The 24,891-nt window shown below is 70.6% G+C and carries 19 protein-coding genes; 5 read left to right on the forward strand and 14 right to left on the reverse strand.

Annotated elements, in window-relative coordinates; genetic code table 11:
* The 9 genes from D7X55_RS11715 to D7X55_RS11755 form a co-directional block, all read right to left on the reverse strand.
* A partial coding sequence (locus D7X55_RS11715) for a PilW family protein (protein WP_147470088.1) occupies positions 1-604 on the reverse strand: 604 nt, incomplete at its 3' end.
* Positions 601-1,113, reverse strand: coding sequence for a prepilin-type N-terminal cleavage/methylation domain-containing protein (locus D7X55_RS11720; RefSeq protein WP_233609800.1), 513 nt, complete (start codon positions 1,111-1,113; stop codon positions 601-603). The genes D7X55_RS11715 and D7X55_RS11720, both read right to left, overlap by 4 nt.
* Positions 1,110-5,420, reverse strand: a complete 4,311-nt coding sequence (locus tag D7X55_RS11725; protein WP_121723108.1) for a DUF4114 domain-containing protein — start codon at positions 5,418-5,420, stop codon at positions 1,110-1,112. The genes D7X55_RS11720 and D7X55_RS11725 overlap by 4 nt, the downstream gene beginning before the upstream one ends.
* The gene (locus tag D7X55_RS11730; protein ID WP_120548327.1) at positions 5,420-5,863 is read right to left on the reverse strand and encodes a c-type cytochrome; all 444 of its coding nucleotides are present in this window, start codon (positions 5,861-5,863) and stop codon (positions 5,420-5,422) included. The genes D7X55_RS11725 and D7X55_RS11730 overlap by 1 nt, the downstream gene beginning before the upstream one ends.
* Positions 5,864-5,889: 26 nt before the next feature.
* The gene (locus D7X55_RS11735; RefSeq protein ID WP_199746933.1) at positions 5,890-6,606 is read right to left on the reverse strand and encodes a hypothetical protein; all 717 of its coding nucleotides are present in this window, start codon (positions 6,604-6,606) and stop codon (positions 5,890-5,892) included.
* Positions 6,607-6,801: 195 nt separating this feature from the next.
* Positions 6,802-7,122 (reverse strand): hypothetical protein, encoded by a 321-nt coding sequence (locus D7X55_RS11740; protein ID WP_120548326.1) that lies wholly within the window; start codon positions 7,120-7,122, stop codon positions 6,802-6,804.
* A 59-nt stretch (positions 7,123-7,181) separates the two neighbouring features.
* Positions 7,182-7,511, reverse strand: coding sequence for a cytochrome c (locus D7X55_RS11745; RefSeq protein ID WP_120548325.1), 330 nt, complete (start codon positions 7,509-7,511; stop codon positions 7,182-7,184).
* Positions 7,512-7,557: 46 nt separating this feature from the next.
* Positions 7,558-9,198, reverse strand: coding sequence for a hypothetical protein (locus D7X55_RS11750; RefSeq protein ID WP_233609801.1), 1,641 nt, complete (start codon positions 9,196-9,198; stop codon positions 7,558-7,560).
* A complete protein-coding gene (locus D7X55_RS11755) occupies positions 9,198-10,529 on the reverse strand; it encodes a bifunctional glycosyltransferase/class I SAM-dependent methyltransferase (RefSeq protein WP_120548342.1) in 1,332 nt (443 codons plus the stop codon). The genes D7X55_RS11750 and D7X55_RS11755 overlap by 1 nt, the downstream gene beginning before the upstream one ends.
* A 221-nt stretch (positions 10,530-10,750) precedes the next feature.
* On the opposite strand from D7X55_RS11755, the gene D7X55_RS11760 reads away from it, so the two are divergent.
* The 5 genes from D7X55_RS11760 to D7X55_RS11780 are packed head-to-tail and all read left to right on the forward strand — an operon-like array spanning position 10,751 to position 18,028.
* Positions 10,751-12,946 carry a polysaccharide biosynthesis tyrosine autokinase gene (locus D7X55_RS11760; RefSeq protein WP_121723109.1) on the forward strand — a complete coding sequence of 732 codons (2,196 nt, stop codon included), beginning with the start codon at positions 10,751-10,753 and terminating at the stop codon, positions 12,944-12,946.
* Positions 12,943-14,187, forward strand: a complete 1,245-nt coding sequence (locus D7X55_RS11765) for a glycosyltransferase (RefSeq protein WP_121723110.1) — start codon at positions 12,943-12,945, stop codon at positions 14,185-14,187. The genes D7X55_RS11760 and D7X55_RS11765 overlap by 4 nt, the downstream gene beginning before the upstream one ends.
* Positions 14,153-15,478 carry a glycosyltransferase family 4 protein gene (locus tag D7X55_RS11770; RefSeq protein WP_233609802.1) on the forward strand — a complete coding sequence of 442 codons (1,326 nt, stop codon included), beginning with the start codon at positions 14,153-14,155 and terminating at the stop codon, positions 15,476-15,478. Before D7X55_RS11765 ends, D7X55_RS11770 begins: the two co-directional genes overlap by 35 nt.
* 38 nt (positions 15,479-15,516) lie before the next feature.
* On the forward strand, positions 15,517-16,923 hold the full coding sequence (locus tag D7X55_RS11775; RefSeq protein WP_233609803.1) for an O-antigen ligase: 1,407 nt from the start codon (positions 15,517-15,519) through the stop codon (positions 16,921-16,923).
* Between the two features lie 19 nt (positions 16,924-16,942).
* The gene (locus D7X55_RS11780) at positions 16,943-18,028 is read left to right on the forward strand and encodes a glycosyltransferase family 4 protein (protein WP_120548340.1); all 1,086 of its coding nucleotides are present in this window, start codon (positions 16,943-16,945) and stop codon (positions 18,026-18,028) included.
* A 4-nt stretch (positions 18,029-18,032) separates the two neighbouring features.
* Here the strand turns inward: D7X55_RS11780 and D7X55_RS11785 are convergent, their stop codons facing one another.
* The 5 genes from D7X55_RS11785 to D7X55_RS11810 all read right to left on the reverse strand — a co-directional run bounded on the left by D7X55_RS11785 (position 18,033) and on the right by D7X55_RS11810 (position 24,787).
* On the reverse strand, positions 18,033-19,184 hold the full coding sequence (locus D7X55_RS11785; protein WP_120548321.1) for a glycosyltransferase family 4 protein: 1,152 nt from the start codon (positions 19,182-19,184) through the stop codon (positions 18,033-18,035).
* Positions 19,181-20,404: a glycosyltransferase family 4 protein gene (locus tag D7X55_RS11790; protein ID WP_121723111.1), complete on the reverse strand. Its 1,224-nt coding sequence runs from the start codon at positions 20,402-20,404 to the stop codon at positions 19,181-19,183. Before D7X55_RS11790 ends, D7X55_RS11785 begins: the two co-directional genes overlap by 4 nt.
* Positions 20,405-20,419: 15 nt before the next feature.
* Positions 20,420-21,544, reverse strand: a complete 1,125-nt coding sequence (locus tag D7X55_RS11795) for a glycosyltransferase family 1 protein (protein ID WP_199746935.1) — start codon at positions 21,542-21,544, stop codon at positions 20,420-20,422.
* Between the two features lie 28 nt (positions 21,545-21,572).
* Positions 21,573-22,064: a HEAT repeat domain-containing protein gene (locus tag D7X55_RS47590; protein ID WP_370450113.1), complete on the reverse strand. Its 492-nt coding sequence runs from the start codon at positions 22,062-22,064 to the stop codon at positions 21,573-21,575.
* A gap of 1,205 nt (positions 22,065-23,269) precedes the next feature.
* Positions 23,270-24,787: an oligosaccharide flippase family protein gene (locus tag D7X55_RS11810; RefSeq protein ID WP_120548318.1), complete on the reverse strand. Its 1,518-nt coding sequence runs from the start codon at positions 24,785-24,787 to the stop codon at positions 23,270-23,272.
* Between the last annotated feature and the right edge of the window lie 104 nt (positions 24,788-24,891).

A 24,891-nucleotide genomic window follows, 5' to 3' on the forward strand; every position in this document is an offset into this window, starting at 1 on the left:
TGGCGGGAGGGCCCACCGTCCCCTGGGAGATGGCGGTGATGCTGACCGGGCAGGCCGGCCGGTTGCCCCCGCTGACCATGATGGCGGACGCGGGGCCGCTGGGGGTGATCATCGCCGCCGACGCGACCGGGGTGCCGCAGAAGCTGCTCTTGGACTCGCGGACCTTCGAGTTCGCGCACGGGGCGAGCTTGATCATCCCCGCGGTGTCCCCCCAGTAGAGCTGGATGGCATCCGACGCCGGGAAGCCCACGGGAGGCAGCTCGAAGTTCGCGTCCGCGCCGAACGGGGTGCCCGTGCCCGTCTTCAGGTCCGGCCTGTAATAGACGGAGATGGCCGAGCGCTCGTCGGTGCCGCCGCCGGCCTTGGCGAACGCGATGGGCGCGTTGCCCATGCCCGCGCCCGCCCGGGCGATGTCCAGCGCCAGCATCTCCTTCACGGCGCGCCCGGTGACCTGCGCGGTCATCGTCTGCTCTTCGAACAGCGCGCGCTTCTGCATCTGCGCGCCCACCACCAGGCCGGTGGTGAGCACGACGACGCCCAGCGCGCTGGCGATCATCACTTCCAGGAGCGTGAAGCCCCGGCCTTGGATTGAAGTGTGTTTCACGGTGCCATCCGGGTCTGCATGACCACCATCTGCCGGTCCGTGCGGATGCCCGGCTCGACCCAGCTCACGGACACGCGCACGTTCACCAGCGTCCCCGACGAGGCCCCCACGAGGCTCCGGTTGAGGGCCGGCTCACCCATGCTGCCGCCGGCCTCCATGGTGCCGGGGACCTGCGGGTTGTCCACGTCGACGTCCACCGTGTACATGCGCGCCACGACCTTCGGATCCGTGGGCGCGCTGTTGCGCAGGAAGCCGTCCGACGTCTGCCAGACGTTGAACGTCTCGTCCTTCGCCACGTCGCAGGTCGGAGACCCCTGGCAGCCACGCTGGAGGATGTTCTCCAGCGTGCGCTCCGCGATGATCTGCGCCTGATTGGCGGTCAGGGTGCGGCGGTTGGAGCGGGTCGTCTGGCTCACCACGGTCATCGCCGCCGCCACGCCCAGCAGCATGACGGCCATGGTGGCCATGACTTCCAGCAGGGTGACACCCCGTGAGGCGCGCTGCTTCATTGCGGCAATCTCCCGTCGGGCAGCGGTTCCCAGAGCATGATCTGCGAGCGGGACGAACCGCTCGTGCCCGCCTTGTTGTTCCACTCGTTCGGATCGCCCGTGAACTGCATCTTACCCGTGGCGGAGAGCACGAAGAGGTGCTCGTCGTGCACCACCGGCGAGGAGATGGCGTGGCCCTCCAGCGCGGCCGGCCCGCCGCCGGTCAGCACACCGGTCGTCTGGTTGGCCGTGTACGCCTCGCCGTGCTTGCTCGCGTTGAGGCTGCAGATGTCCGCCGCCGTGCCCACCGCGGTCGCGGCGTAGATGCTGTCCGCGCTGAGCGCCACGCCGCCCCACAGCTTCTGGCCCGGGGACAGCTTCTGCACCCACAGGGGCTGCAGCTCAGCGCACGGCTTCTTGCCGGCGGGGTCCGGGTCCTCGAAGGCCAGCAGGTGGTACTGGTACGTGGGGTTCGAGGGGTTCTGCACATCCGGGGCGTAGCCGTCCGTGTACTTGTCCGGGCTGTCGCTGGTGCCGAAGAAGAAGCGCACCGCCGGGCCCGCGTCCGTGCTGACCAGCTTCACGGCCATGTTGGAGTAGAGCTCCTGCAGGTCCAGCTCCTTCTGGCTCGCGTCCGCGCGCCCCTGCAGCGCGGAGGCCGCGTGGGCCACCATGCACTTCTGCACCTGGCTGCCCAGCTTGCGGGAGGTGCTCACGTTCTTGAGGTTGACGCGCCAGACGCTGCCGGCCGTGGTGGGCACGTACATGACGTCGTAGGAGCCGTCCTGGTCCAGGTCCACCATCGGCGTCTCCGCCGCGATGCCCGAGCCCTGCTCGAAGGTGAGCACGCCCGCGTACCTGCCGGGGTTGCCGTTGCCGTACGTGAGCGGCTTGCCGGTCTTCATGTCCAGCAGGTAGACGGCGCCCGCGCGCAGGTCGCCCGGGTCGTAGTCGGTGCCCACCACCGCCACCCAGCGCCGGTCCTTGTCCTGCTCGGAGCCCCAGGAGATGCGCACCAGGGACGGGGCGTGCCGGGAGCCGGAGTTGTCCGGCATCAGCACGCTGGAGTCGTTCTTGATGGCGTTGGTGAAGGCATTCGCCACGTCCGTGTCCGCCAGGCTGAACTCCCACAGCGGCAGCGGGTACCAGGAGTCCTTCGGGTTGGTGATATCCAGCGCGAACACCACCGGGCTGGTCTTGCCCGTCGCGGAGACGAGCACCGTCTTGGCGCCCTTCTTCGTCTGCGCGGAGGTCGCCGGCTTCCAGGTGTACTTGATGGAGGCATCCCAGTCGTCGCGGTCACCGAAGTCCATGTTGGCGATGGTGGGCGAGGCGTCCATCTGCGGACGGGGCAGGGTGCCCGAGCCGCGGAAGCGCACGTACTGGTTGCGGTACTGGCTCAGCAGCAGGTTGGGCATGTACGCGAACTCCTCGCCGCCGGAGCCGTAGTCGCGGAGCGCCGGATCGCCGTTCGTCGGGCAGTCCGAGGGCACGAAGTAGCCGCGGAACTGCGCGCCGGGCACGCAGCCGTCGTTCACCCCGTTGCGGAAGGCGCCCGCGGTGAAGGAGTGGAGCACGCCCGACATCGTCCCCACGAAGGCGCGGGTGGTGCGGGTCTCCAGGGGCTTCATGAAGTTGTCGCGGTAGAGGTCGCGCTCGGCGGGCTTCGCGTTCTGGTACCAGGGGTCCTGGTACGGGGGGACGGACAGCGCCACCGTGGAGAGGTTGATGCCGCCGAACGGCCAGGGGCGGAACTTGTCCGCGCTGGTCGCCGCGTTCACGTTCTCATAGCCATACAGCCAGTCGATGAGGAACTGACGGTCGCTGTACGGCGCCGTCGACGCGACGACGGTGCAGATGCCGTCGTTGTTCATGTCGTAGAGGTAGCGCCCGTCGATCTCGCTGTACGTGTTGCACAGCGAGGTCGGCATCAGCGTGCCGCCCACGTCCGCGTCCTTGACCTCCCGGCGGTCCCCCGCGCCGTTGACCGTGTAGATCTTCCGGTTGAGCGGGTTGGAGCTGGCCAGCGACAGCGCCATCACGCGCCCGGCCTCCCAGCGCAGCTTCGTCGCGGTCGCCTTGGTGTTCTCCGGGTCGTAGAGCGACTGCATGAACAGCCGGCCGCGGATGGTGAAGTCCTTGGAGTTGTCATACGCGCGGTTGCCGGCGGGGGGCAGCGCGCCCGGGGTGGTCGTCCAGTTCTTGCCCCAGTTCTGACCCGGGGTCTCGTTCACGCCCCAGACGGCGACGTTGCCGATGGTGCTGGGGCTGGAGCGCGCGTAGGCGCCCGAGCGCACCGCCTGGTAGCCGATGTCCACGTCGTCGATGATGGGCCGGCACAGCTCGCTGGGGCTGCTGATGTCCACCTTCCAGCACAGCTGCGAACCGGTGAGGCCGAGCGCCAGGATGTCGATCTCCACCTCCTGGTCCGGGTACTGCTTCTCGTTGTCCAGCGGCACCGGCACCCAGGTGGGCGTCTCGTTCTTCTTGTACAGGTTCGTGACGGGGTCGAGGACGCGGCAGTCCACCGCGATGGAATAGGTGATGGTGGGCTTCACGCCGCTCGCGGTGCAGGCGCCGGCGATCTCCTCCGTCCAGCAGGGGGCCTTCGAGCAGCCGGAGCGGATGTTCGTGGGCGGGTTGCCCGGCGTCGCGTACGGGGCGACGTCGTCCTGGCGGCGGAAGCGGACCTTGGTGATGGTGAATTCCGGGCCCAGCTTGTCGCCGTCGTCGCTCATGACGTCCGAGGACACCGTGGTGGACTGCGCGCCGCCGCCGTTCTCCTTGTTGATCATGAACACGATGTCGTTGAAGTCGCGGTCACCGCCGCCGTTGAGGTCCTCGAAGCCGAGGATCCACCGGAAGGGGTCCGTGGTCGGCGCGCCCACGATGACGTGGGGCATGAAGTTCATCTTGTCGATGGCGACCTGCGGATTGGAGGCCTCCGTGCCGGGGCGCATCACGGTCACGCCCTCCTTCGGCATCTTCAGGTTCTTGTAGGCGACCGAATCCAGGCGGTCGAGCGTGTCCTGCTCCAGCCAGCCGCAGGCCTTCTTGGAGGTGCCCGCGATGGTGCAGGCCGACCCGGACGAGGGCGAGGTGCAGCTGTCGTCGTAGCTGCAGCCGATGTTGCGCTCCGTCACCTTGTTGTCCGCGGGCGCCTTGAAGTTCTGGTCCAGGTTCCAGGAGGCCTTGGAGAAGAACACGGAGATGGACGTCTGCAGGTGCAGCAGGCACTTGCCGTCCTCGGCCGGGTTGTTCGCGTAGGGCTTGCGCTTGAGGCAGGGGGCGACCGTGTCGTTGTCCGTGTTGTGGCGGGCGTCGTAGTAGACGACGGCGAAGAAGATGATCTCCTTGCCGCCCTTGACCAGGCCCAGGTTCACCCGGCGGTCGCCGGTGTTGATCTTCGTGTAGTTGTCGTACTCCGGGTCGCCGGCCGGGGGCGCGGGCAGCTTGATGCCGCGGAAGTCGTACTGGGAGACGTTGTAGTCCGGCACGCCGTCGTAGGTGTCGGCGATGTCCGTGACGGGGCCCAGGTTGCGGTGGACGGCCTTGTCGCTGTCGTCATCCCCCAGCAGGAAGACCATGCGCCCGATGCCCTCGTTGTCGTTCTCCGGGGCGGACGGCTCCAGCAGGTTGGGGATGTACGGGAACAGGCCGTTGTCGCCGCCGGTCCCGCCCACCTCGTTGGAGCCGACCCAGTCGTTCGCGATGTTGTAGGCGCTGGAGTCCGCGCGGCCGGGGCGCGCGTCCGTCACGTCGTTCTTGGCGGCGAACGTCTTGCTGCAGTCGCCCTTCATGGCCAGGTCCGGCTCCATGTAGGTCTTGCCGCCGGAGGTGAAGGTCCGGTTGCAGCGCCGCGTCTTGCCAATGTAGCGGTACTTGGCCGGGACGGTGGCGTCGTCGTCCGGCGTGAGGTTGTAGATGGCCTCGTGCAGGTCGTAGATGCCGTTGCTGTTCTCGTCGACCAGCTCGTGGGTCACGGCGTCCGCGTAGCCGCGCGCCACCACGTCATCCATGTACATGTAGCCGAGCGAGTGCGACGCACCGGCGGACTCGTACACGTAGTCGATGGTGACCGTCTGGTCGAACGGGAAGGAGATGTTCTCCGAGTCCAGCTTCTTGAGGTTGGTGTTGAGCTGGAGCCGGCCGTCGTCGCGCAGGATGATGGTGTTGTTGGCGACGGTGAGGCCGTTGGGGCCCAGCTGGAAGGCGCCCTGCTTGTCGTTGGACAGGTCGTCCTGGCACAGCTGCTGCGCGGTGGTCAGCGACGGCGTCGCGACCGTGAGCACCAGCGCCGTGAGGGTCCGTTGAAAGTGCGTGCGCATCACTTCTTCCCCTGAGTCTTGGGCTGGGACTTCGCCTTGTCTTCGGCCGCGGCGCGGTTGCGCGCCGACACCTGCTCGTCCATCTGCTTGCGCAGCCGCATCCGGCGGGTCGGCGGAGGCGCCACCACCACGGTGGACAGGTAGCTGGTGAGGGCGTCCAGGTCGTCACGGGCCAGCAGGCGCGTGTCGCAGTTGGTCTTCGGGTTGATCCGGTGGGGGGACTCCACCCAGGTGCGGACCTCCGACAGGTCCTTCTTCTTCAGCACCTGGTCCATGTACGGACCGACCGGCTGACGCACGGCGAGCAGGGTGTTCGGCTTCTCCGTGGGCGTCCGGGCCTGGTGGCACTGGGCGCAGGCCTTGTTGAAGGCCACCGCGCCTCGGTCCTGGGCGCCAGCGAGCGCCGGCAGCAACAGCAGCAGCAGGGGAGTCAGGCGTTTCATGGGGGGGCTCGTGGGAAAAGACGAGGTCAGGGATAGGGGTTGCTGTACTGGGTCGTGCCGCCGCCGGCCTGCCCCACGTCGGGATTGCCGCCGCCGCTCTGGTCAGGGCCGCAGTTCTTCATTCCGCAGCCGGGCATGAAGATGGAATCGCCGGTCGCGTTGGTCACCAGCGCCTGGACCATGGAGCGTGTCGGGCGGCCGTTCGCCGTGGTGACCTCGCCCACCGCGAGGATCCACAGCTGGTCGTTGGTGTCCACGGTGGCGTTGTTGTCGCCCTCGTCGTCGTCCCGGACGAAGACGCGGTAGCGCACGTTGGCCTGCTCCGGGTAGTCCACGCCGGGGGGGATCTCCGAGGGCGCCAGGCCCGCCTTGAGCAGGGTGTACTTGTTCCACTTGTCGGGCCCGGAGCCGGGCAGCAGCTCGTACCAGGGCGGATTGGCCGCGGCGAGCGCGGGGATGTCGGCGACCGGCGTGGCTCCACCCAGGACGGCGGGAATCGCCAGGGTCTCGTTGTTGCCGTTGTTCGCCATCAGCAGGCGAACCTTCTCGCGGCCTTCCGCGAGCCCCGCCTCGGCGGCGAAGAACGCCTGCTTCTGGCGGCGGGTGTCCGCCTGGGTGTCGGCCTCGCGGCCCACCACGCTGTAGCTGAGCATCACCGCCATCGTCACGACCGCGACCACGCCCAGCGCGAGCAGGAGCGTGAAACCACGGGACTGGCGGCGGGGAGTTGGGCGACGCACCATCTGGGGGGCTCCTTCGCGTGCCCCTGGGGGGAGACACGCCTTGGGAACCCCATTTCAGCAATCTTCGTGCCGGGATGTCAGGGACTCAACCCGCCGGAATAAGGGATGTCCACATTCCGGGGGGGTGCCGTCTGACGTCAGGTGGCTGCGCAAACTTTGCGAGCCCCCTCATTCTTGCGAGGTAGGCGCGGTCCGTCAGCGCTGACCGGCGCGCACGGCGGCGCGCAGGCGGAGCATGTCGTCCAGGACGCCGGGGTCCACCAGCTCCAGGGCGGCCTTCTGGGAGAGGGCGCGCGTCTGGCGGCGGTACTCCTCTTCGTCCTCCTCGCCGCCGCCCTTGCCGCCGTCGCTGCCACCCTTGCCACCGCCCTTGCCGTCGCCGCCCTTGGGCATCAGCGCGACCGGCTGGGAGACGCCCGGCTCCAGCCGGGGGAAGGCGTTGGCGTCGGCGCGCACCGACGTGAAGAGGCTGACCATGGACAGGCAGAACACGATGGCGACGGTGAGGGTCTTCATGGCGGCTCCCATTCTCCCAATCCCCACGACGCCCGGACGCGAAGGGTTATTCACGAGCGCTACTCCTTCGCCTTGAAGGTGCGGATGTATCGCACCAGGGCGTCCATCTGCTCCGCGGTGAGCCGGTCCTTGTAGGCCTTCATCTTGGGGTTGTGGGACGACCCGTTGGCGATGACCTGGCGCAGCTCCGCGTCCGACTCCGCCTTCTGCCAGGCGGCGGTGCTCATGTCGGGGATGGACTCCTTCTGGCCCATGCGCGTCTGGGCGCGGCCATCCGGGCCGTGGCAGTTCTTGCAGCTCTTGTCCCAGAGGGCCGCGGCGTCCTCGGCGTGGGAGACGGCGGGGGCGCACAGCAGGAGGGCGGACAGCAGGTACCACCGCGAGGTCATGCACGGTCTCCGGAAGGGAGCGGGGGGCGCCAGTATAGCCACGCCCTCAGGAGCCCGCCCGGGGCCAGAAGGCCACGCCGGGACGGCCCGGGGGCTGGAGCCAGACGGACTCCAGGAAGCGGACCGCGTTCTCATCCGCGCGGTCGTTCCGGGTGAACAGCGCCTGCGTGCTCGCGAGCACCGCCAGCGTCGCGAGCCCCGCCACCCAGGCGGAAGGCGAAGGCGCGCGTCCGGCCGCGTCCCTGCACAGCGCCCCGAAGAGGAACGCCGCCACGGTGGCGAGCGCCGCGAACAGCACCGCGCCCGCCAGCGACGTGGGCAGGCCCGCGAAGGCGAGCAGGTTGGGCGGGTGGTAGCCGTCCAGCAGCAGCGGCCGCGCCAGCGCGAGCACGGGGGTGGAGACGTCGTCGGGGATGTAGTTGACGAAGGTGGCCAGGCCCGTGACGAGCACGGACGCCGCGCACAGCATGGCCGCGATGCCGGACAGCACCGGCCGGCCCGCGCCGCGCAGCCGCTCCAGCACCAGGCCCGCGGGCAAGAGCAGGAAGGGCACCAGCCCCGTGAGGTGCCGGGGGCCCGTGGTCCAGCCCCACGAGTCGTAGGTGAACGACGAGGTGAAGTACGTGTAGCCGGCGAGCGTCGCCGCGGACATCCAGAAGAGCGCGCGTGCTTCCGGAGACGTGCGGCCCTGGCGCTTGAGCAGCGCGAGGCCGGGCAGCGCGAGCAGCAGGAACGGCGACAGCGTGAAGAGCCCCCGCAGCGGGGAGAAGAACGACAGCGTGAAGGCGCGCGGATCCGGCGTGCGGATGCCCAAAAAGCCGCCCAGGTGCCACGGCTGGTAGGCCGCGTCGTTGAGGTGCTTGTAGCCCGTCTCCAGCGGGTGCCCGAAGGTGGCCTGGTGGTAGAGCCCCAGCGCGACGATGAAGGGCAGCGCGCCCAGCACGGCGAGCCCCGTGGCCCGGCCCAGCTTCTTCATCCTCGCGGCCCAAGGCTCCGGAGCCCCCGGCGTACCCAGCACGGTGAGGACGGCGTAGAGCACGAGGCCCAGCACGCCCAGCGCGCCGGTGTACTCCGCCGCGACGGTGGCGCCCGCGCACGCGCCGGCCACGGCGTAGCCGCGCTCGCGCCACTCGCCCCGCGACAGCTTCCAGAGCGCGTAGAAGCCCGCGAAGAGCAGCACCGCCGTCGTCTGGTGGCTCATGAAGAGCAGCGAGTAGCTGAACGCGAGCGAGCCCAGCGCGTACGTCACCGTGACGCCGTCCGCGACGACGGGCGACAGGAAGGCACGCAGGAAGCGCCGCAGGAGCCACAGGAGCCACAGCGTGGGCAGCACCGTGAGGAAGAGGCGGCTGAAGAAGACGAGCGGCACCTCCGGCACGGCGTAGCGGTGGCCGCCGCCCAGGAGCCTCAGGCCCGCGTACACGGGCACCGCGGCGAAGGACAGCAGCGGCGCCTTGGACGGGTAGTAGCGCCCGTCCATCACCGACAGGTCACCCACCGGGCCGTAGTCGCGCAGGGCGCGGTTGATCTCCAGCGTCCCGTCCTCCACCAGGGCGCGCGTCTGCCACAGCCGGCACAGCTCGTTGGGCGAGCGCAGGCCCGGGTGGTACGGGAAGAGGACCACGTAGAGCGCCACGACCGTGGCCCACACCGCCTTCGGCAGACCCGGGGCGTGGGGCACGGGCATCAGACGGCGCGGCCGACGGCGAACAGGCTCATGCCCACGGGCAGCTTCACCTGGCGCTCGGCCTGGGCGAACAGCGGCGCCAGCGTGTCGTAGATTTTGAGCTGGAGCTTGGGCACCGCGCGGCGGCGCAGGATGCGGCTGTTGACGAACCAGCCCGGCAGGCCGACCAGGTTCATCCACTCCAGCGTGTCCACGCGGAAGCCGTTCTCTTCCAGCACCGCGCGCAGGGTCTCCGGCGTGTAGCGGCGGTAGTGGCCCACGGCCTCGTCGATGGCGCCGAACAGCTGCGGCAGCGCCGGCACGAGGATGAGCACGCGGCCGTCCGGCTGGAGAATCTGGCGGAAGCGGCGCACCGCGGACGCGTCATCCGGGATGTGCTCCAGCACGTTGGACAGCACGATGGTGTCCAGGTTCTCCGCCTTGAGCGACTCCCAGTCCGCCAGCGCCACGTCGGACAGGTAGGGGCGCACGTGGGGCTTGCCGCGGAACATGTTCTTCAGGCGGTCCACGTAGAAGCGCTCCACCTCCAGCGCCACCAGGTGCTCCGCGCCGCCCTCCAGCTCGCGGGTGATGGTGCCGATGCCGGCGCCAATCTCCAGCACGCGGCGGCCCATGTGCTCGCGGAAGCGGCGGCCCAGCCACTGGTTGTAGTGGGTGGCGCCGTCCATGCGCTCCAGGGTGGAGTAGCCCTCGTGCTGGTTGTCCGCGTCGTCGCGCACGGTGGCGTAGCGCACCAGCGTGCGCAGGCGGGCCAGGTGCGCGGAGGCCGGGCGGCGCGGCACGGCCTGCAGCGGCGGCAGGGCCACCTCCGTGAGGCGGAAGAGCTGCGCGGCCATCTTCACCACCAGCTCCGCGTCCACCGAGTCGTCATCGCTGGTGAGCTGGATGGAGCGCAGCGCCTCCGTGCGGAAGGCGCGCAGGCCGGTGAGCGGATCCGTCAGGGCCACGTCGGTGACGAAGCGGGTGATGCCGCCCAGCGCGCGCTCGGCCACCATCTCCGGGGACATGCCGGGGCGCCGGCCAAAGACGCCGTCCGCGGTGTCGTCACGCAGGGGCTGCACCAGCGCGTCGTAGCTGTCCGGCGAGTAGGCCGCGTCCGGATCCTGGAGCACCGTGTGCGCGCCGGTGACGTGCGGCAGCGCGGCGCGGATGGCCGCCCCCTTGCCGCCGTGGGCGGAGAGGACGTGGACGTTGGGACCGGGCGTGACGTCCACATGGCCTTCACCCGCGAGGACGACCTGGGCCTGTCCGGACAGCGCGTTCGCGAACCGGGCGGCCGCCTCGGCGGTGGCGGGATTGAAGGGCAGGACGACGGAGAGAGCAGGAACCATGGCGCCGCTCACTACCACAGGCGCATCCAGGGTGCGCGTTCCCGGACCGGAACGGATGGATGGGGGGCATCCAGGCGGCGTCCGTCGGATGGACAACCCGCCCCGCCCGTTGCACGCTCCGGCTGTTATTCCCCCAGCGCGATGTGGGTGCAGGTCGGGTCCGGAGGCCTTCGGGCCGGTGGAAGACCGCCCGCGGCAGCCAGCTTCCGGAGAGACGCGACGTGGAAGGAACGGTGTTGGACCCGGCCGGTGGGGCTCCCGGCGCGACGTCCGCGAGCGTGATGCACCGGATGCGGGGCGTGTGGCGCCGGCGGTGGGTGATGCTCGGGGTGGCGTTGGGGGTCACCGCGCTGACGGCGGCCTGGTCGCTGCGGCAGCCGCGCATCTATTCGGCCAGCACCTCGCTCATCATCGACGTCACCGCGCCGCGCATCCTCGACGGCGAGGTGAAGGAGGTGATGGGGGAGGAGCGCAGCAACTACTGGTTCAACAAGGAGTACTACGCCACGCAGAGCGAGATCATCACCTCGCGCGCGGTGGCCACCCGCGTGGTGGACCGGCTGGGGCTGGCGAAGGACGCGGACTTCCTGGGGCTGCCCGCGAACCAGGACCCGGCGGAGCGCGCGAAGGCGCTGGAGGACGCGGACGCGGTGGGGCTGTTGCGCTCGCGCATCCAGGTGGTGCCCGGCAAGGACTCGCGGGTGATGAACATCGGGGTGGAGGACACGGACCCGGCGCGCGCGGCGCTGCTCTCCAATGAAGTGGCCGCCGCGTACATGGCGGAGAACCTGGCGCTCAAGCTGCGCACCACGGAGGAGGCGCGCACGTGGCTGGAGGGGCGCCTGGGCGAGCTGGGCCGCCAGTCCAGGTCCGACGAGATGGCCGTCTACGACTTGAAGAAGGACGCGGACATGCTGTCCACGTCGCTGGAGTCGCGGCTGTCCATCGTCAGCGAGCGGATCAACTCCTACAACCTGAAGCTCACCGAGGTGCAGACGCGCATCGCGGCGCAGCAGGCGCGCGTGGATGCCATCCACCGGCTGCGCAAGGACGCCGGCAACAACGACGAGACCTGGGCGGAGGCCGTGCCCGGCGCGAAGGACGGGCCCATCCAAGATCTCAAATCGCGCTACGGCGAACAGAAGGCCGCGTGCGCGGAGTTGAGCGAGCGCTACCTGCCGGAGCACCCGAAGCTCCTGGAGTGCAACCGCAAGCTGGAGGTCGTGCGCGCGGACCTGCTCAAGAGCCTGACCAACGTGGTGCGCTCGGCGGAGACGCAGCTGGTGGAGGCGCAGGGCGAGGAGAAGAACCTCAACAAGCTCCTGGACGCGGCCAAGGCCGAGGCCTTCCAGGTGAACAAGAAGGCCATCGAGTACGGACGGCTGCAGCGCGAGTCGGACAACACGCAGCGGCTGTATGAGCTGGTGCTCAAGCGGCTGAAGGACATCGAGCTGTCGGGGCTGTTGCGCACGAGCAACGTGCGCGTGCTGGACGCCGCGCAGCCGGTGACGGTGCCGGTGCGGCCGCACACGCGGCGCAACCTGATGGTGGGCTGGGTGATGGGGCTGCTGCTGGGGCTGGGCGTGGCGCTGTTCCTGGAGATGCTGGAGAACACCGTCGGGTCGCAGGCGGACGTGGAGGAGGTGCTGGGCCTGGCGTTCCTGGGCGTGGTGCCGCGCATGGAGGCCACGAAGGCGCCGGGCGACCGCGACCTGTACGTGCACCGGGCGCCGCGCTCGGCGGTGGCGGAGTGCTGCCGCGCGGTGCGCACGAACCTCCTGTTCATGTCGCCGGATCATCCCTGCAAGACGCTGGTGGTGACGTCCAGCGGGCCGCAGGAAGGCAAGTCCACCACGTGCATCAACCTGGGCGTGGCCATGGCCCAGAGCGGCAACCGCGTGCTGCTGCTGGACACGGACATGCGCCGGCCTCGGCTGCACCGCGCGTTCGGCGTGCCCAACGACCTGGGCATCAGCTCGCTGGTGGTGGGCGAGGGCTCGCTGGACAAGGCGGTGAAGAGCACGGAGGTGCCCAACCTCTTCGTGCTGCCGTGTGGCCCGCTGCCGCCGAACCCCGCGGAGCTGCTGCACACGCGCGCCTTCAAGGAGCTGCTGCGGCAGGCGGGGGAGAAGTTCGACCGCATCATCCTGGACAGCCCGCCGCTCAACGCCGTCGTGGACGCGGCGGTGCTGGCCACGCAGGCGGACGGCGTGGTGATGGTGCTCAAGGCGGGCCGGACGGACCGGGGCGCGGCGAAGCGCGCGCTGCGTTCGCTGGCGGACGTGCAGGCGCGGATGTTCGGCGCCATCCTCAACGACGTGGACCTGCGGCAGCCTCGCTACGGCGACACGTACCTGGGCTACCAGGGCTACGGTCCGACGCAGGACGAGCCCAAGGGCGGGGTGGCGCCGTCGTGAAGGGCGCGGGGCTGCGGGTGCTGCACCTGGGGAAGTTCTACCCTCCGGCCTCCGGCGGCATGGAGGCGCACGTGCGCACGCTGGCGCTGGCGCAGGCGTCGCTGGGCGCGCAGGTGGAGGTGCTGTGCGCGAACCACTCGGTGGACGGCACGGGCACGAGCCACGAGTTCCACGGGCGCAGCCCCACGCGTGAGGCGTGGGATGGGCCGGTGCGCGTGGTGCGGCTGGGGCGGCTCGCGTCGGTGGCGCGCATGGACGTGATGCCGTCGCTGCCGTTCGTGCTGCGGCGGGCGCTGGCGCGGGGCGTGGACGTGGTGCACCTGCACGTGCCCAACCCGAGCATGGTGCTGGCGCTGGATGCGATTCCGCGGCTGCCCCCGGTGGTGGTGACGCACCAGAGCGACGTCATCCGGCAGAAGATCGCGGGCGCGCTGTTCCGTCCCTTCGAGTGGATGCTGTACTCGCGCGCGGCGCGGCTCCTGGCCACGAGCGAGGCGTACGTGCGCGGCTCGTCGCTCTTGTCCACGTTCAAGTCGAAGGTCCGCATCCTGCCGCTGGGCATCGAGCTGGAGTCGTACCTGCGGCCTCCTTCCGCGGAGGCGCGCGAGGCGCAGGCGCGGTGGACGGCGGAGGCGGCGGGCGGGCCGCTGTGGCTGATGGTGGGGCGGCTCGTCTATTACAAGGGCTTGTTCACGGCGCTGGAGGCGCTGGTGCACGCGCCGGGGCGGTTGGTCATCGTGGGCGAGGGGCCGCTGGCGCAGGAGGGCCGCGCGCGGGCGAAGGCGCTGGGGATTGAAGACCGCGTGACGTGGGCGGGCTACCTGTCGCCAGAGGCGCTGGCGGGCGCGTACCGGGCCGCGACGGCGCTGTGGTTCCCGAGCAACGCGCGCAGCGAGGCGTATGGCCTGTCGCAGGTGGAGGCGCTGGCGAGCGGCCTGCCCGTGCTCAACACCGCGGTGCCGGACTCCGGTGTGGCGTGGGTGAGCCTGCACGAGCGCACCGGCCTCACCGTGCCCGTGGGAGATGCGAGGGCGCTGGCGGCGGCGGCGCGGAGGTTGGTGGAGGAACCGGGATTGCGCGAGCGGCTGTCGCGAGGGGCGCAGGAGCGCGCGCGGGCGGAGTTCGCCCATGACGTGATGGCGTCGCGAAGTCTGGGGTTGTACGCGGAGGCGCTCGGACGCCGGCCCGTGGCGGAGGACGGGAGCGATGCCTCCGTCCGGCACGTCGCGGGTGGGCGCTGAAGGGCCGCGCATGCACGGGTCGCGCAAGTCCAGCGGCAAGCGGGGTGGTGCGGAGACGGGAGGCGCCTCCTCGCGTGAATCGCATGGCGCCGGCGACCAGCCCGTCGATGACACGGATGCTGGCACCTCTGTCTCGCGCAGGTGGCAGGCCTCGGTTGGGACATCGCTTCGCGTGCTGCATGTCTCCAGCGGCAACCTCTACGGCGGCGTCGAGACGCTGCTGCGTACGCTGGCGCTCGCGAACGCGGAGCGGGACGGCGGCGCGGTGCATGCGTTCGCGCTCTGCTTCGAGGGCCGCATCGCGGATGAGTTGCGCTCGGCGGGCGCACCTCTGACGATGCTGGGGCCGGCGAAGGTGAGCCGTCCCTGGCGGGTCTGGGAGGCTCGGCGCTCGTTGAAGGCGCTGCTTCAGCGGGAGGCGTTCGACGCGGTGGTGTGTCACGCGGCGTGGCCCCAGGCCCTCTTTGGTCCGGTGGTTCGCTCAGCGGGTGTTCCGCTGATCTTCTTCCAGCACGACGCGCTGTCGGGCACGCACTGGGTGGAGCGGTGGGCCCGGGTCACGTCTCCGGACCTGGCGCTGTGCAACAGCCGCTACACCGCGAGCACTCTTTCGAGCGTGTATCCGCGCACGCCGTCAAGCGTGCTCCATCCTCCTGTCCGGGACGGTGGCCCGGGTCTCTCTGCTTCCGTACGGACCTCGCTCCGGGGAGAGCTGGGCGCGGACTCGTCCGATGTCGTCATCGTCCATGCCAGCCGCATGCAGGAGTGGAAGGGGCAGCGGCTGCTCCTTGAAGCGCTGGGCCGGCTGCGCCAGGTGCCTCATTGGAAGGCCTGGTTCGCTGGTGGTGCGCAGCGTCCGGAAGAGGCCTCCTACGAAGAGGGCTTGAAGGCCCAGGCTTCGGCGCTGGGGCTGGGTGACCGCGTGCGCTTCCTCGGACAGCGCTCGGATGTGCCCCGGCTGCTGCGCGCGGCGGAGTTGCACTGTCAGCCCAACACCGGCCCGGAGCCCTTTGGCCTGGCGTTCGTGGAGGCGCTCTATGCTGGGCTTCCCGTGGTCACCACCGCGCTGGGCGGACCGCTGGAGATCGTCGATGCGTCCTGCGGCGTGCTCGTGCCTCCGAAGCCGGAGGCCCTGGCCCAGGCACTGCGCGAACTCATCGAGAATGAATCGGCCCGGCGGACGCTGGGGCGCGGTGGCCCGTCTCGCGCGCGAGCGCTGAGTGCTCCGGCTGAGTTCCTCGAAGGACTGGAGGACGCGGTGCGCTCCGTGGCTCGGGGGCCCGCCGCGTGAGGAGCGCGAGTCCTCGTCCCCAGCTCCGTGGCCCTGGTGTGCTGCACCAGCGCTACGTGCGCCGCGCGCCCGAGCCCGTGACGACGCAGGCCGTGCCTGCTCCGGCTCCCGCGCCGCCGGGGCTGCTCGGTTCGGGCCGCGTGGTGGTGGCGTTCATCGCGCTGCTCTTCGTCTGCCAGCTCGCGTTGCTGTTCGAAGCGCTGGCGCCCGTGCGCGTGGTGTTCCGCATCCTGTCGTTCGGCACCAGCCTGGCGCTGCTGTTCCTGGTGAAGGGCCCGCGCCTCAAGCACCCGGCGATGCCCTTCCTGCTCGCGTCCGCGGGGCTCACCGCGCTGAACTTCTTCCACCCCGGCACCAACACGCCGTTGGCGGCCGCCGCGCAGCTGGGCATCCAGATCTCCGTGTTCGCGCCCCTCTTCTGGGCGAGCCGCCTGCGCATCGACGCGAAGATGTTCGGACGCGTCGTCCTGCTGCTCTTCCTGTTCAACATGGCGAGCGCGTCGCTGGGCATCCTGCAGGTGACCTTCCCCGGACGCTTCCAGCCCGCGCTGTCCGCCATGGTTGAAAGCCAGGGCGAGGGCTACGTGCGCAGCCTCCAGTTCGAGACCGCGAGCGGCGCGCGCGTGTTCCGCCCCATGGGGCTGACGGACGTCCCGGGCGGAGCCGCCACTGGCGCCTTTTATTCGGTGCTGCTGGGCGGCGCGTTCCTGCTCAGCCGTCAGGGCATGTCCCGGAAGCTGCTGGGTGCGGCGGGCATCGGCATCGGGCTCGTCTGTCTCTATCTGGGGCAGGTGCGCGTCGCGGCGGTGACGCTGATTGTCTGCATGGCGGCCATGGCGCTGGTGCTCACCGTGAGTGGCCGGTGGGTGCGCCTCGTGACGCTGGCCTCGGTCGTGGGTGGCTTCGCCGTGGTGGCCTTCGGCTGGGCCGTCGCGGTCGGCGGCGACGCGGTGCTCTCGCGGTGGAGCACGCTCACGGCGTCCGACCCCTCGCAGGTGTATCACTCCAACCGGGGCCGCTTCCTCGACGAGACCTTCGACCAGGTGCTCCCGGAGTTCCCCCTGGGCGCGGGCCTGGGCCGCTACGGCATGGCCAACGCCTACTTCGGCGACAACCTCGACCGTGAAAGCCCTCCGCTGTGGGCCGAAATCCAGTGGACGGCGTGGGCGTACGACGGCGGGTGGCTGGGGCTCGTCTGCTATCCGCTCGCGCTGCTGGCGACCCTGTGGTGGGGCTTCCAGGTGGCGCGGCGCCGCGATGACTCGGCGGGCGAGTTCTGGCTCTGGGGCAGCCTCCTGTTCGCGTATGACCTGGGCGCGCTGGCGCAGACCTTCAGCTATCAGTTCTTCATGAGCCAGATGGGCATGGAGTTCTGGCTGCTCAACGCGGCCTTCTTCAGCGCGTACTGGAACCGGAATGCGGCCCTACACGCTCATCAGCGGTGACTTCGTCTCCACCGGAGGCATGGACCGCGCGAACCTCGCGCTGGCGGACTGGCTCGCGCGCCAGGGTGGGCCGGTGCGGCTGGTGGCGCACCGGGTGGAGGACTCGCTCCTGCGCTACCCCAACGTGCACTTCGTCCGCGTGCCCAAGCCCGCGAACGCGTACCTGCTCGGCGAGCCGCTGCTCGACGCCGTGGGACGCTACTGGGCCGCGCGCACGCTGGCGCAAGGCGGACAGGTGGTGGCCAACGGTGGCAACTGCGAGGTGCCCGCCGCCAACTGGGTCCACTACGTCCACGCCGCGCACGCGCCCGAGCCCGTTGGCAGCCCCCTTCGCAGGCTCAAGGGCCAGGTGAGCCACCAGCTGCACCTGCGCAGTGAGCAACGTGCGCTGCGACGGGCGCGGATCATCCTGGCCAACTCGCGACGCACGCGGCAGGACCTGCTGGCCGCCACGGGCGTGGAGGAGTCCCGCGTCCACGTCGTGTATCTGGGCGGTGACCCGTCGCGCTTCCCGTCCACGTCCCCCGCGCTCCGGCGCGAGGCACGTGCGTCCCTGGGCTGGCCTCAGGAACGGCGGACCGCGCTGTTCGTGGGCGCGCTGGGGGACCGGCGCAAGGGCTTCGATACGCTCTTCCATGCGTGGGCGCGGCTGTGCGCGCGACGCGAGTGGGACGTGGACCTGTACGTCGCGGGGACAGGTGCGCAGCGCGAAGCCTGGGAGCGCGCGGCGCGTGAACAGGGGCTGGGCGAGCGGATCCACTTCCTGGGCTTCCGCGACGACGTGCCCCGCCTGATGGCCGCCTCCGACCTGTTGGTGTCTCCCACGCGCTACGAGTCCTACGGCCTGGGCGTGCACGAAGCGCTGTGCGTGGGCATCCCCGCGATGGTGAGCCGAGCGGCGGGCGTGGCGGAGCGCTATCCGTCGTCACTTCAGGGGCTGTTGCTGGACGACCCCGAGGACTCGGGTGAGCTGGTGCGGCGCCTGGAGGAGTGGCGGGCCCGGAGCGGAGACTGGATGCCCGCCGTGACCGCGCTGTCTTCCGAGCTGCGGGCCTGGACGTGGGACGCGATGGCGGAGGCGGTGGTGGAGCGGCTGGAGGCGTGAGCCTTCAGGCGCGGCGCTCGAGCACCTGCTCGAAGAAGTCGAGGTGCGCCTTCGCGACCACGGGCCAGGCGAAGCGGGACATGGCTCGCTCGCGGCCTTTCGCCGCCAGTTCCTGACGCTGAGCGGGGCTCTCCAGCAGCTCCTCCAGCGCGGCGACCCAGGCATCGCCGTACGCCTCCGGCAGGATGCGCCCGGCATCGCGCACGGTGTGCGGAATCTCTCCGGAGTCGCTGGCGAACACGGGCACGCCACACGCGAAGGCCTCCGCGAGCATGCGGCCGAACTGCTCCTTCCACGCGGGCGTCGTCTGGCTGGGCGCGCAGAGCACGTCCATGGCGTTGAGCGCGCGAGGCACCTCCGCGTGCTTCACGCCGGTGACGATGCGCACCCGGTCTCCGTGGCGCTGTGCCCACGCGCGCAGTTCCGTCTCCAGGGGGCCTCCTCCGACGAAGAGGGCTCGCCACGGCGTGCGCAGCGTGTTGAGCGCATCCATCATGAGCCGCAAGCCCTTCTCCGGCACGAAGCGGCCCAGGTAGCCCACCACGGGAGGCCCTTCGGACGTCCAGCCCTGGGCATCCCGGAACGCCCGGCCCGCTTCGGCATCCGGGCGGAAGTGCTCCACGTCCACGCCCACGGGGATGAAGCGCGAGGGACGCTGCGCATAACCGGGCCGGGCGAGGAGGTTGTCGTGCACCGTCTGGCCCCAGGCGATCCACCCCGCGGCACGGCGCAGGACGAAGCGCTCGGCCTGCGCGAAGGGCGGGGGGTAGCGCTTGGCCAGATTCTGGAACGTGCAGAAGACGAGCGGCACGTGACGCGGCGTCAGGAGCGCCACCTCCAGGCCGGAGAAGACGTAGGGCTCCTCCCACAGGTGCACCAGGTCCGCGCCTCGCGACAGGTGCGCGCGCAACTCCGGCCCGTAGACGAAGCCGTGCAGCGAGCGGCTGAAGTACGCGGGCACGCCCTCCAGGTTCACGGCCTCGTTCGGGTCGCGCTGGAGCACCAGCGGGCTCAGGTCTCCGTGAAAGGCCTTCGGCGCCACGGCGGTGACGTCCCAGCGGCCGGCGCCCACGCGCGCCATCTCGTTGGCCAGCCGCCGGTTGAGGGTGACGACGTAGGAGTGCGAGACGGTGACGAGCTTCCGGGGACGCATCATGGGTGCCCTCGCGCGGGGACGAGGCTCCGGTACACGGCGAGGATGTCCCGGGCGTAGCGCTCGCGGGAGAAGCGGCGCACGGCGGTGTCTCGGGCCGCTCGGGCCAGGGTGGCTCGCAGGGCTTCGTCCTCCAGCAGCCGGCGCAGGGCCGCCGCGAGCGTGTTCGCGTTTCCGGGTTCGATTGCCAGGACGTCCTCGCCATCCCGCAGGGCTTCGGCGGCTCCGCTCGACCTGGAGATGACGGCGGCCCGGCCGCAGGCGAGCGCTTCGGCGATGGTGAGGCCGAAGGGCTCGCGGCGGGTGCTCGCGTGCACGAAGACGTCCAGGGCGCGGTAGACGCGGGCGGGCTCGGGCTGGAAGGGCACGAAGCCCACGCGGCCCGTGAGGCCGTGGCGCTCCACCTGTTCGCGCAGCTCCGCGTCGGTGAACTGCGAGCCGGCCGTGCGGTAGAGGGGCGCGCCCACGAGGTAGAAGCGCACGGGCTGGCGCGTCAGTTGTGCCGCGGCCTCCAGGAAGACGTCGTGTCCCTTCCAACGCGCGTACGTGGCCACGAGCCCCACGCGCAGCGTTCCCGGAGGCGCGGGCGGTAGTCCCGCCAGTGCATCCAGGTGCGCGCCGTCACCGGCGGCGGGGGAGAACCGCTCCACGTCCACGCCGTTGGGCACGACGTGCACGGGCACCTTCCCCAGCACCGTGCGCGCGTCGTCACCCACGGCCTGCGAGTTCGCGATGGCGGCCGAGGCCAATGGATGCAGGCCGGAGAGCGCGCGGCGTACGAGCGGCCGTTCCCCGAGGAAGTCGTGCACGTGCCACACGCGCGGAATGGGCAGCCCCGTGGTGGCCGCGCTCAGCAGGTGCGTCTTGATGCCATTGGAGTGCAGCAGGTCCGGCGCCGCGTCTCGCACCGCGCGCCGCAGGTCGAGGCCATAGCGGGCCAGCAGCAGGGGCGTGGGGGCGATTTCACGTGCGAAGCGAAGGAGCCCGGCGCGGCCCTGCTCGCGAAGACCGCTGTCCCCGAGCGCGGACAGCCGGTCGGGCAGGGCGAGCACCTGGGTGTCCACGCCGAGTCCTCGGGCCGTCTCAACGAGGGGGCCGTCCGTGCCCGCGATGAGGTGCAGCGACAGGCCGGGCTCCAGCGTGCGCAGGCACGCGAGGAGATCCACGAGTGCGCGCTCGGCACCGCCCAGGATTCCCACGGGGTTGAGGAACAAAATCCGCACGCGGACGCGACCGAATCAGACCCGCCCGGGGCGGTCAAGGCGATGCAGGTACGCGTCCAGCACGGTGCGCGCGTGCGCGCTCCAGGTGAAGCGCGCGGCCCGTGCGCGTCGCGTCTCCGGGGATGGTGCGGGCACGCGGCCCGTGAGCGACGCATCCACGGCTTCCGCCCATGCGGCCACGTCGCCCACCGGGCAGTACGTGCAGGCATCCGCGCCCACTTCGCGCAGCACCGGCAGGTCGCTGGCCACCACGGGGACGCCACATGCCAGCGCTTCGATGACGGGCAGGCCGAAGCCCTCCGCGTCACTGGGCACCAGCACCGCGCGGGCACGCCGGTACAGGCCCGCGAGCGTGGCCCGTTCCTGCCGGGGCGGTTGCAGCAGCGCGCCCTTCAAGCCGAGCCGCGCCACCTGGGCCTGTTGGGCCGCGTCCAGCTCGCCCCCCTGCTGCACCAGCATGAGGTCCGGGTGCCGGGTTCGCAGCGCCGCGAAGGTTTCAAAGAGCACGTCCAGGCGCTTGCGGCGGATGGCGCTGCCCACGTGCAGCAGGTACGGCCGGCCCTTCAACGGCGCGAGCACGGCGTCGCTGGCGTCTCCGGGAACCGGGGCGAGCTGGTACTCCGGCGAGACACCGTAGGGCGCCCAGACCAGCCGCTCGGGGGGAACCACGCCGTGCGTGAGCAGTTCGTCGCGGACCTGCTGCGTGCTGTGGAAGACGACGGCCGCGCGCTCCAGGCCCTTGAGCGTGGCGCGTGCCATCAAGCGGAACCACGTGGGGCGCGGTTCGCGGTGCGGTTCCAGGACGGAGCGGAACGCATCCAGGTCATGGCAGAAGACGCCGGTGCGCTCCGCGGGCAGCGCGTGGACGAGCTGCGCGTAGGTGTGGTCCACGACGTGGAACGCATCGTGTCCCACACGCTCACGCAGCAGCCGCGCGGGATAGAGGCCGAAGCGGGTGAGCAGCCGGTCCGCGTTGAAGGCGGCCTTGCGGCTGCCCACGCGGGGAAGGGTGCGCACGGCCTGCGGAATGGATGGGCGCACGCGGGTGACGGCGACCTCGGAGGGAAACGCCGCCAGTCCGTCCACGAGCGCTTCGCCCACCAGGTCCATGCTGGGCCAGCCCTCTTCGCGCGGATCCATCAGGACCTTCAGCCGCAAGGTGCTCACCTCAGGGCCCCTGCTTACGCCGCTGCTCATGCATGCTCTCGAGCCATTCCATCGACTCCGATGCCTGGGAACTCACGGTGCCCACCCATCCCGGAGCCGGGGTCGTGTCCTGGAGCATCTCCCGGAGTGCCGGAAGCAGCGGCGGGTGCCCCGTATTGCCCAGGGCGTGAACCGCGCAGTAGCGCATCTCAGGCGAAGGGTCCTTCAACGCTTCAAGCAGGGCGTCGACCGCGACCTTGAACTCCACGGAGTCCGTTCTCACCTTCGGGAAGTTGTAGGCCAGGTACTCCGCGGCTTGACCACGGACCAGCGGCGCCTCCCGAACATCCTTGAGGATGCCGACCATGAGGTCCCACTGCGCGAGATGGCTGTGCCAGGTCAGCGCGTAGAGGATGGCGTGCCGATTGTCGACGCGCGTCTCCGCATCGAGGAATCGGAGCAGCGTGGGCGTGGTCGACTTGTCATCGCACAGCAGCTTCGACGCCTTGACCATCGCGGTGCGATCGTCCCCCAGGAGGTCCTTCAGCGCGGCGTCACGCTGTTCTGGCGCCAGGGGCGTGTCGCTCACGGCGTTCCCAGTGCGACGCATCAGGTGCGCCACCGTGTGCTCCAGCGCGAACTGCTCACGGTAGACGCGGGCCGCACGCCTGCCCAGGGCCCGCCGTTCCTTGCTGTCCTCCAGCAGGTGCTCGGTGAGCGCCAGCAGCGCGGCGGGGGACGCATCGTCCGCGAGTGCCACGGGCAGATGGTCGCGCCACAGCCGTTCGCTCAGGTGCCCGGTGTGGGTGACGATGGGCATCCTCAGGCCCAGGCCGGCCATCGCGCTGCTGCGCCGGGCGCTGATGCCATCCGGGTACGGCTGCAACATCACGTCCGCCGCACGCAGGTGCGCGGCCACGGCCTCCGGTCCCAGTCCGTCCCTCGCATGGAGCCTGCGAGCCAGCGCGGGATGCTTGCGCGAGAGCGCGTCACTCCACCCCTGACTGCCCCGGCCCAGCAGCAGCGCCTGCCTCCGCTCATCCCGCTGCAACAGCGGCACGAGCACCGCCTCCAGCGTACCCGCGATGGCCCCACCATACGTGCCGAAGTGCGCCACCGTCGGGCCATCGCCCAGCGTACCCCGCACCGCGCGCACTGCCTCCTCCGGCACGTCGAGGGGCAGGGGACTGGGGATGGGACACCACCGGGCCTGGCTGCGCAGGGGCTCGGGCAGATGCTCCGCCCAGGTGGGGATGGACACGTACGCGCGCTCCACTCCGAGCGCCAGCGTGCGCAGCATCACCCGCGTGACCCCCGCGAGCACCTGGTGCTTCCACGGCGCGCGCGGGCTCCACGGGTACACCGCCTCATGGATGAACAGCTCGCGTTCGTCCTGCCGCCTCGCGGCGAACCAGGCGCAGAACGGCACGTTCATCGCCTTCAGGCCGAACGCCTGCGGCACGTACAGGAGCAGCAGCCTCCGAGGAGCGGGCGTCGCATCCAGCTCACGCGTCAGACGCACCAACCCCGGCGGGGTGAAGAGGCCGGGCCACCGGTGCACCGTCACACCCTGATCATCCGTGACGCCCTCGGCGCCAGGGGTCCAGACGTGCACCGTCTCCCCCGCGTTCACCAACGCGTGGGCGATGCTCCGGGTGTGGTCGGAGACGCCCCCAGGAGCCGGCGGATACTCACCTGTCAGCAGGTGCCACGCAGGGCTCATGGAGGTGCCCGCCTCGCGCGCAGGTGCTGGACCAGGGCGCGCAGCTCTCCCAGCAACGACAGGCCGCGCCGCGTGGTCTCACGCGCGAGCACCAGCACGGTCAGCAGCCCCGCCGCCACCAGCGCCTGCACGAGCAGCCCGTCCTGTCCCATCGCGAGCCGCGAACAGCCCACCGCGAGCGCGAGCAGCGCGCCCACCGTGAGGAACGGCTCCATGACCTCGAACTCGAGCCGCGACAGGTGCGGGTTGCGGCGGGCCACCAGCCGCGCCGTGAACCACAGCTCCGTGAGCGTCACGGCCGTCGCGCTCACCCCGACGCCCACGATGCCCCAATGCATCACCGCCAGCGCTCCCAGGCCAAAGCGCAGCAGGCTCCCTGCGGTGGCCACGTACATCCGCTCCCGCGCGTGACCGCTGGCGTGCTGCTGGGAGTTCAGCAGGCCCTGCACCGCCAGCATCGACGCCTCGATGGTGAACCACTGCACCAGCGTGGACGCGAGGCTCCAGCGCTCACCGAAGACCACCGGGATGAAGGGCGGCAGCGCGATGACGCCGAAGGGAATGGCCAGGCACAGGACCGCGCTTACGCGCCGGATGGACGTGCGCAGGTAGTCCGCCAACGCGGCCGCGTCCTCCTGCATGCGGCTGTACGCCGGATACGCGACGCGGGTGAGGACGCTGCTCACCGCCAGCGGCACGGAGGCCAGCGCGGTCGCCCAGTTCACCAGGCCCACCCCGTCCTTGCCCTCCATGCGCCCCACCACGAGCGGAATCCAACCCTGGAGCACCGCGGGGATGAGGCCCGTGAGCTGGAACCAGATGCCGAAGGACAAGAGCCGCTTCACGATGTCCCAGCGGAACGTGCCCTGGGGCCGCCAGCCCGCCGCCGCCCAGAACAGCACCATGCCCACCGCGCCCCGCACCAGCCCGCCGCCGATGAGCGACCACGCTCCGAAGTGCAAGGAGGCCAGCAGGATGCTGCCCGCCGTCTGCGCCACGCTCTCGATGAGCTCGATGCGCGCGAGCGTCGGGAAGCGCAGCCGCCGCTCCAGCATCATGATGGGAATGACGCGCAGCGAGTGGAAGAACAGGCCCACCGCCATCGTGCCCACCATGGCCGCGCCCGAAGGCCCCAGCTCGTAGGTGCGCGACAGCCACGGCGCGAGCAGCACGATGACGCCCACGATGAAGACGGTGAACGCCTGGTGGCTCCAGAAGGCGGAGGTGATTTCGTCCTGCGTGGGTTCGTGCTGCTGGCGCACCAGCGAGGCGCTGAGCCCCAGGTCCCCCAGGAACGCGCCCATCGCGGAGGTGAAGGCGACGATGGCGAACACGCCATAGTCCCCGGGGAACAGCAGACGCGACAGGGTGAGTGAGCTCACCACGCGCAGGCCCAGCGAGCCGACCGTCCGCAGGAGCAGGGCGATGATGGAGCGCTGCGCGCGGACCTTCACGTCCGACATGCCCAGGGGCGGAGCGTCGGCGTCCGGCGCGGAAGGGGAACGGCTGCTCATTCCGGCGAAGCCTATATGCGCGCCCGCCTCCGGCGAACAGGGGGCAGGAGGAGGCAGGGTGCTCCGTGCCCGGAGAGGAGGGCCCGCATGCAGCCCCGTGGGGC

Origin of the sequence: Corallococcus sp. AB049A (assembly GCF_003668885.1) — a bacterium.
GTDB lineage: Bacteria > Myxococcota > Myxococcia > Myxococcales > Myxococcaceae > Corallococcus > Corallococcus interemptor.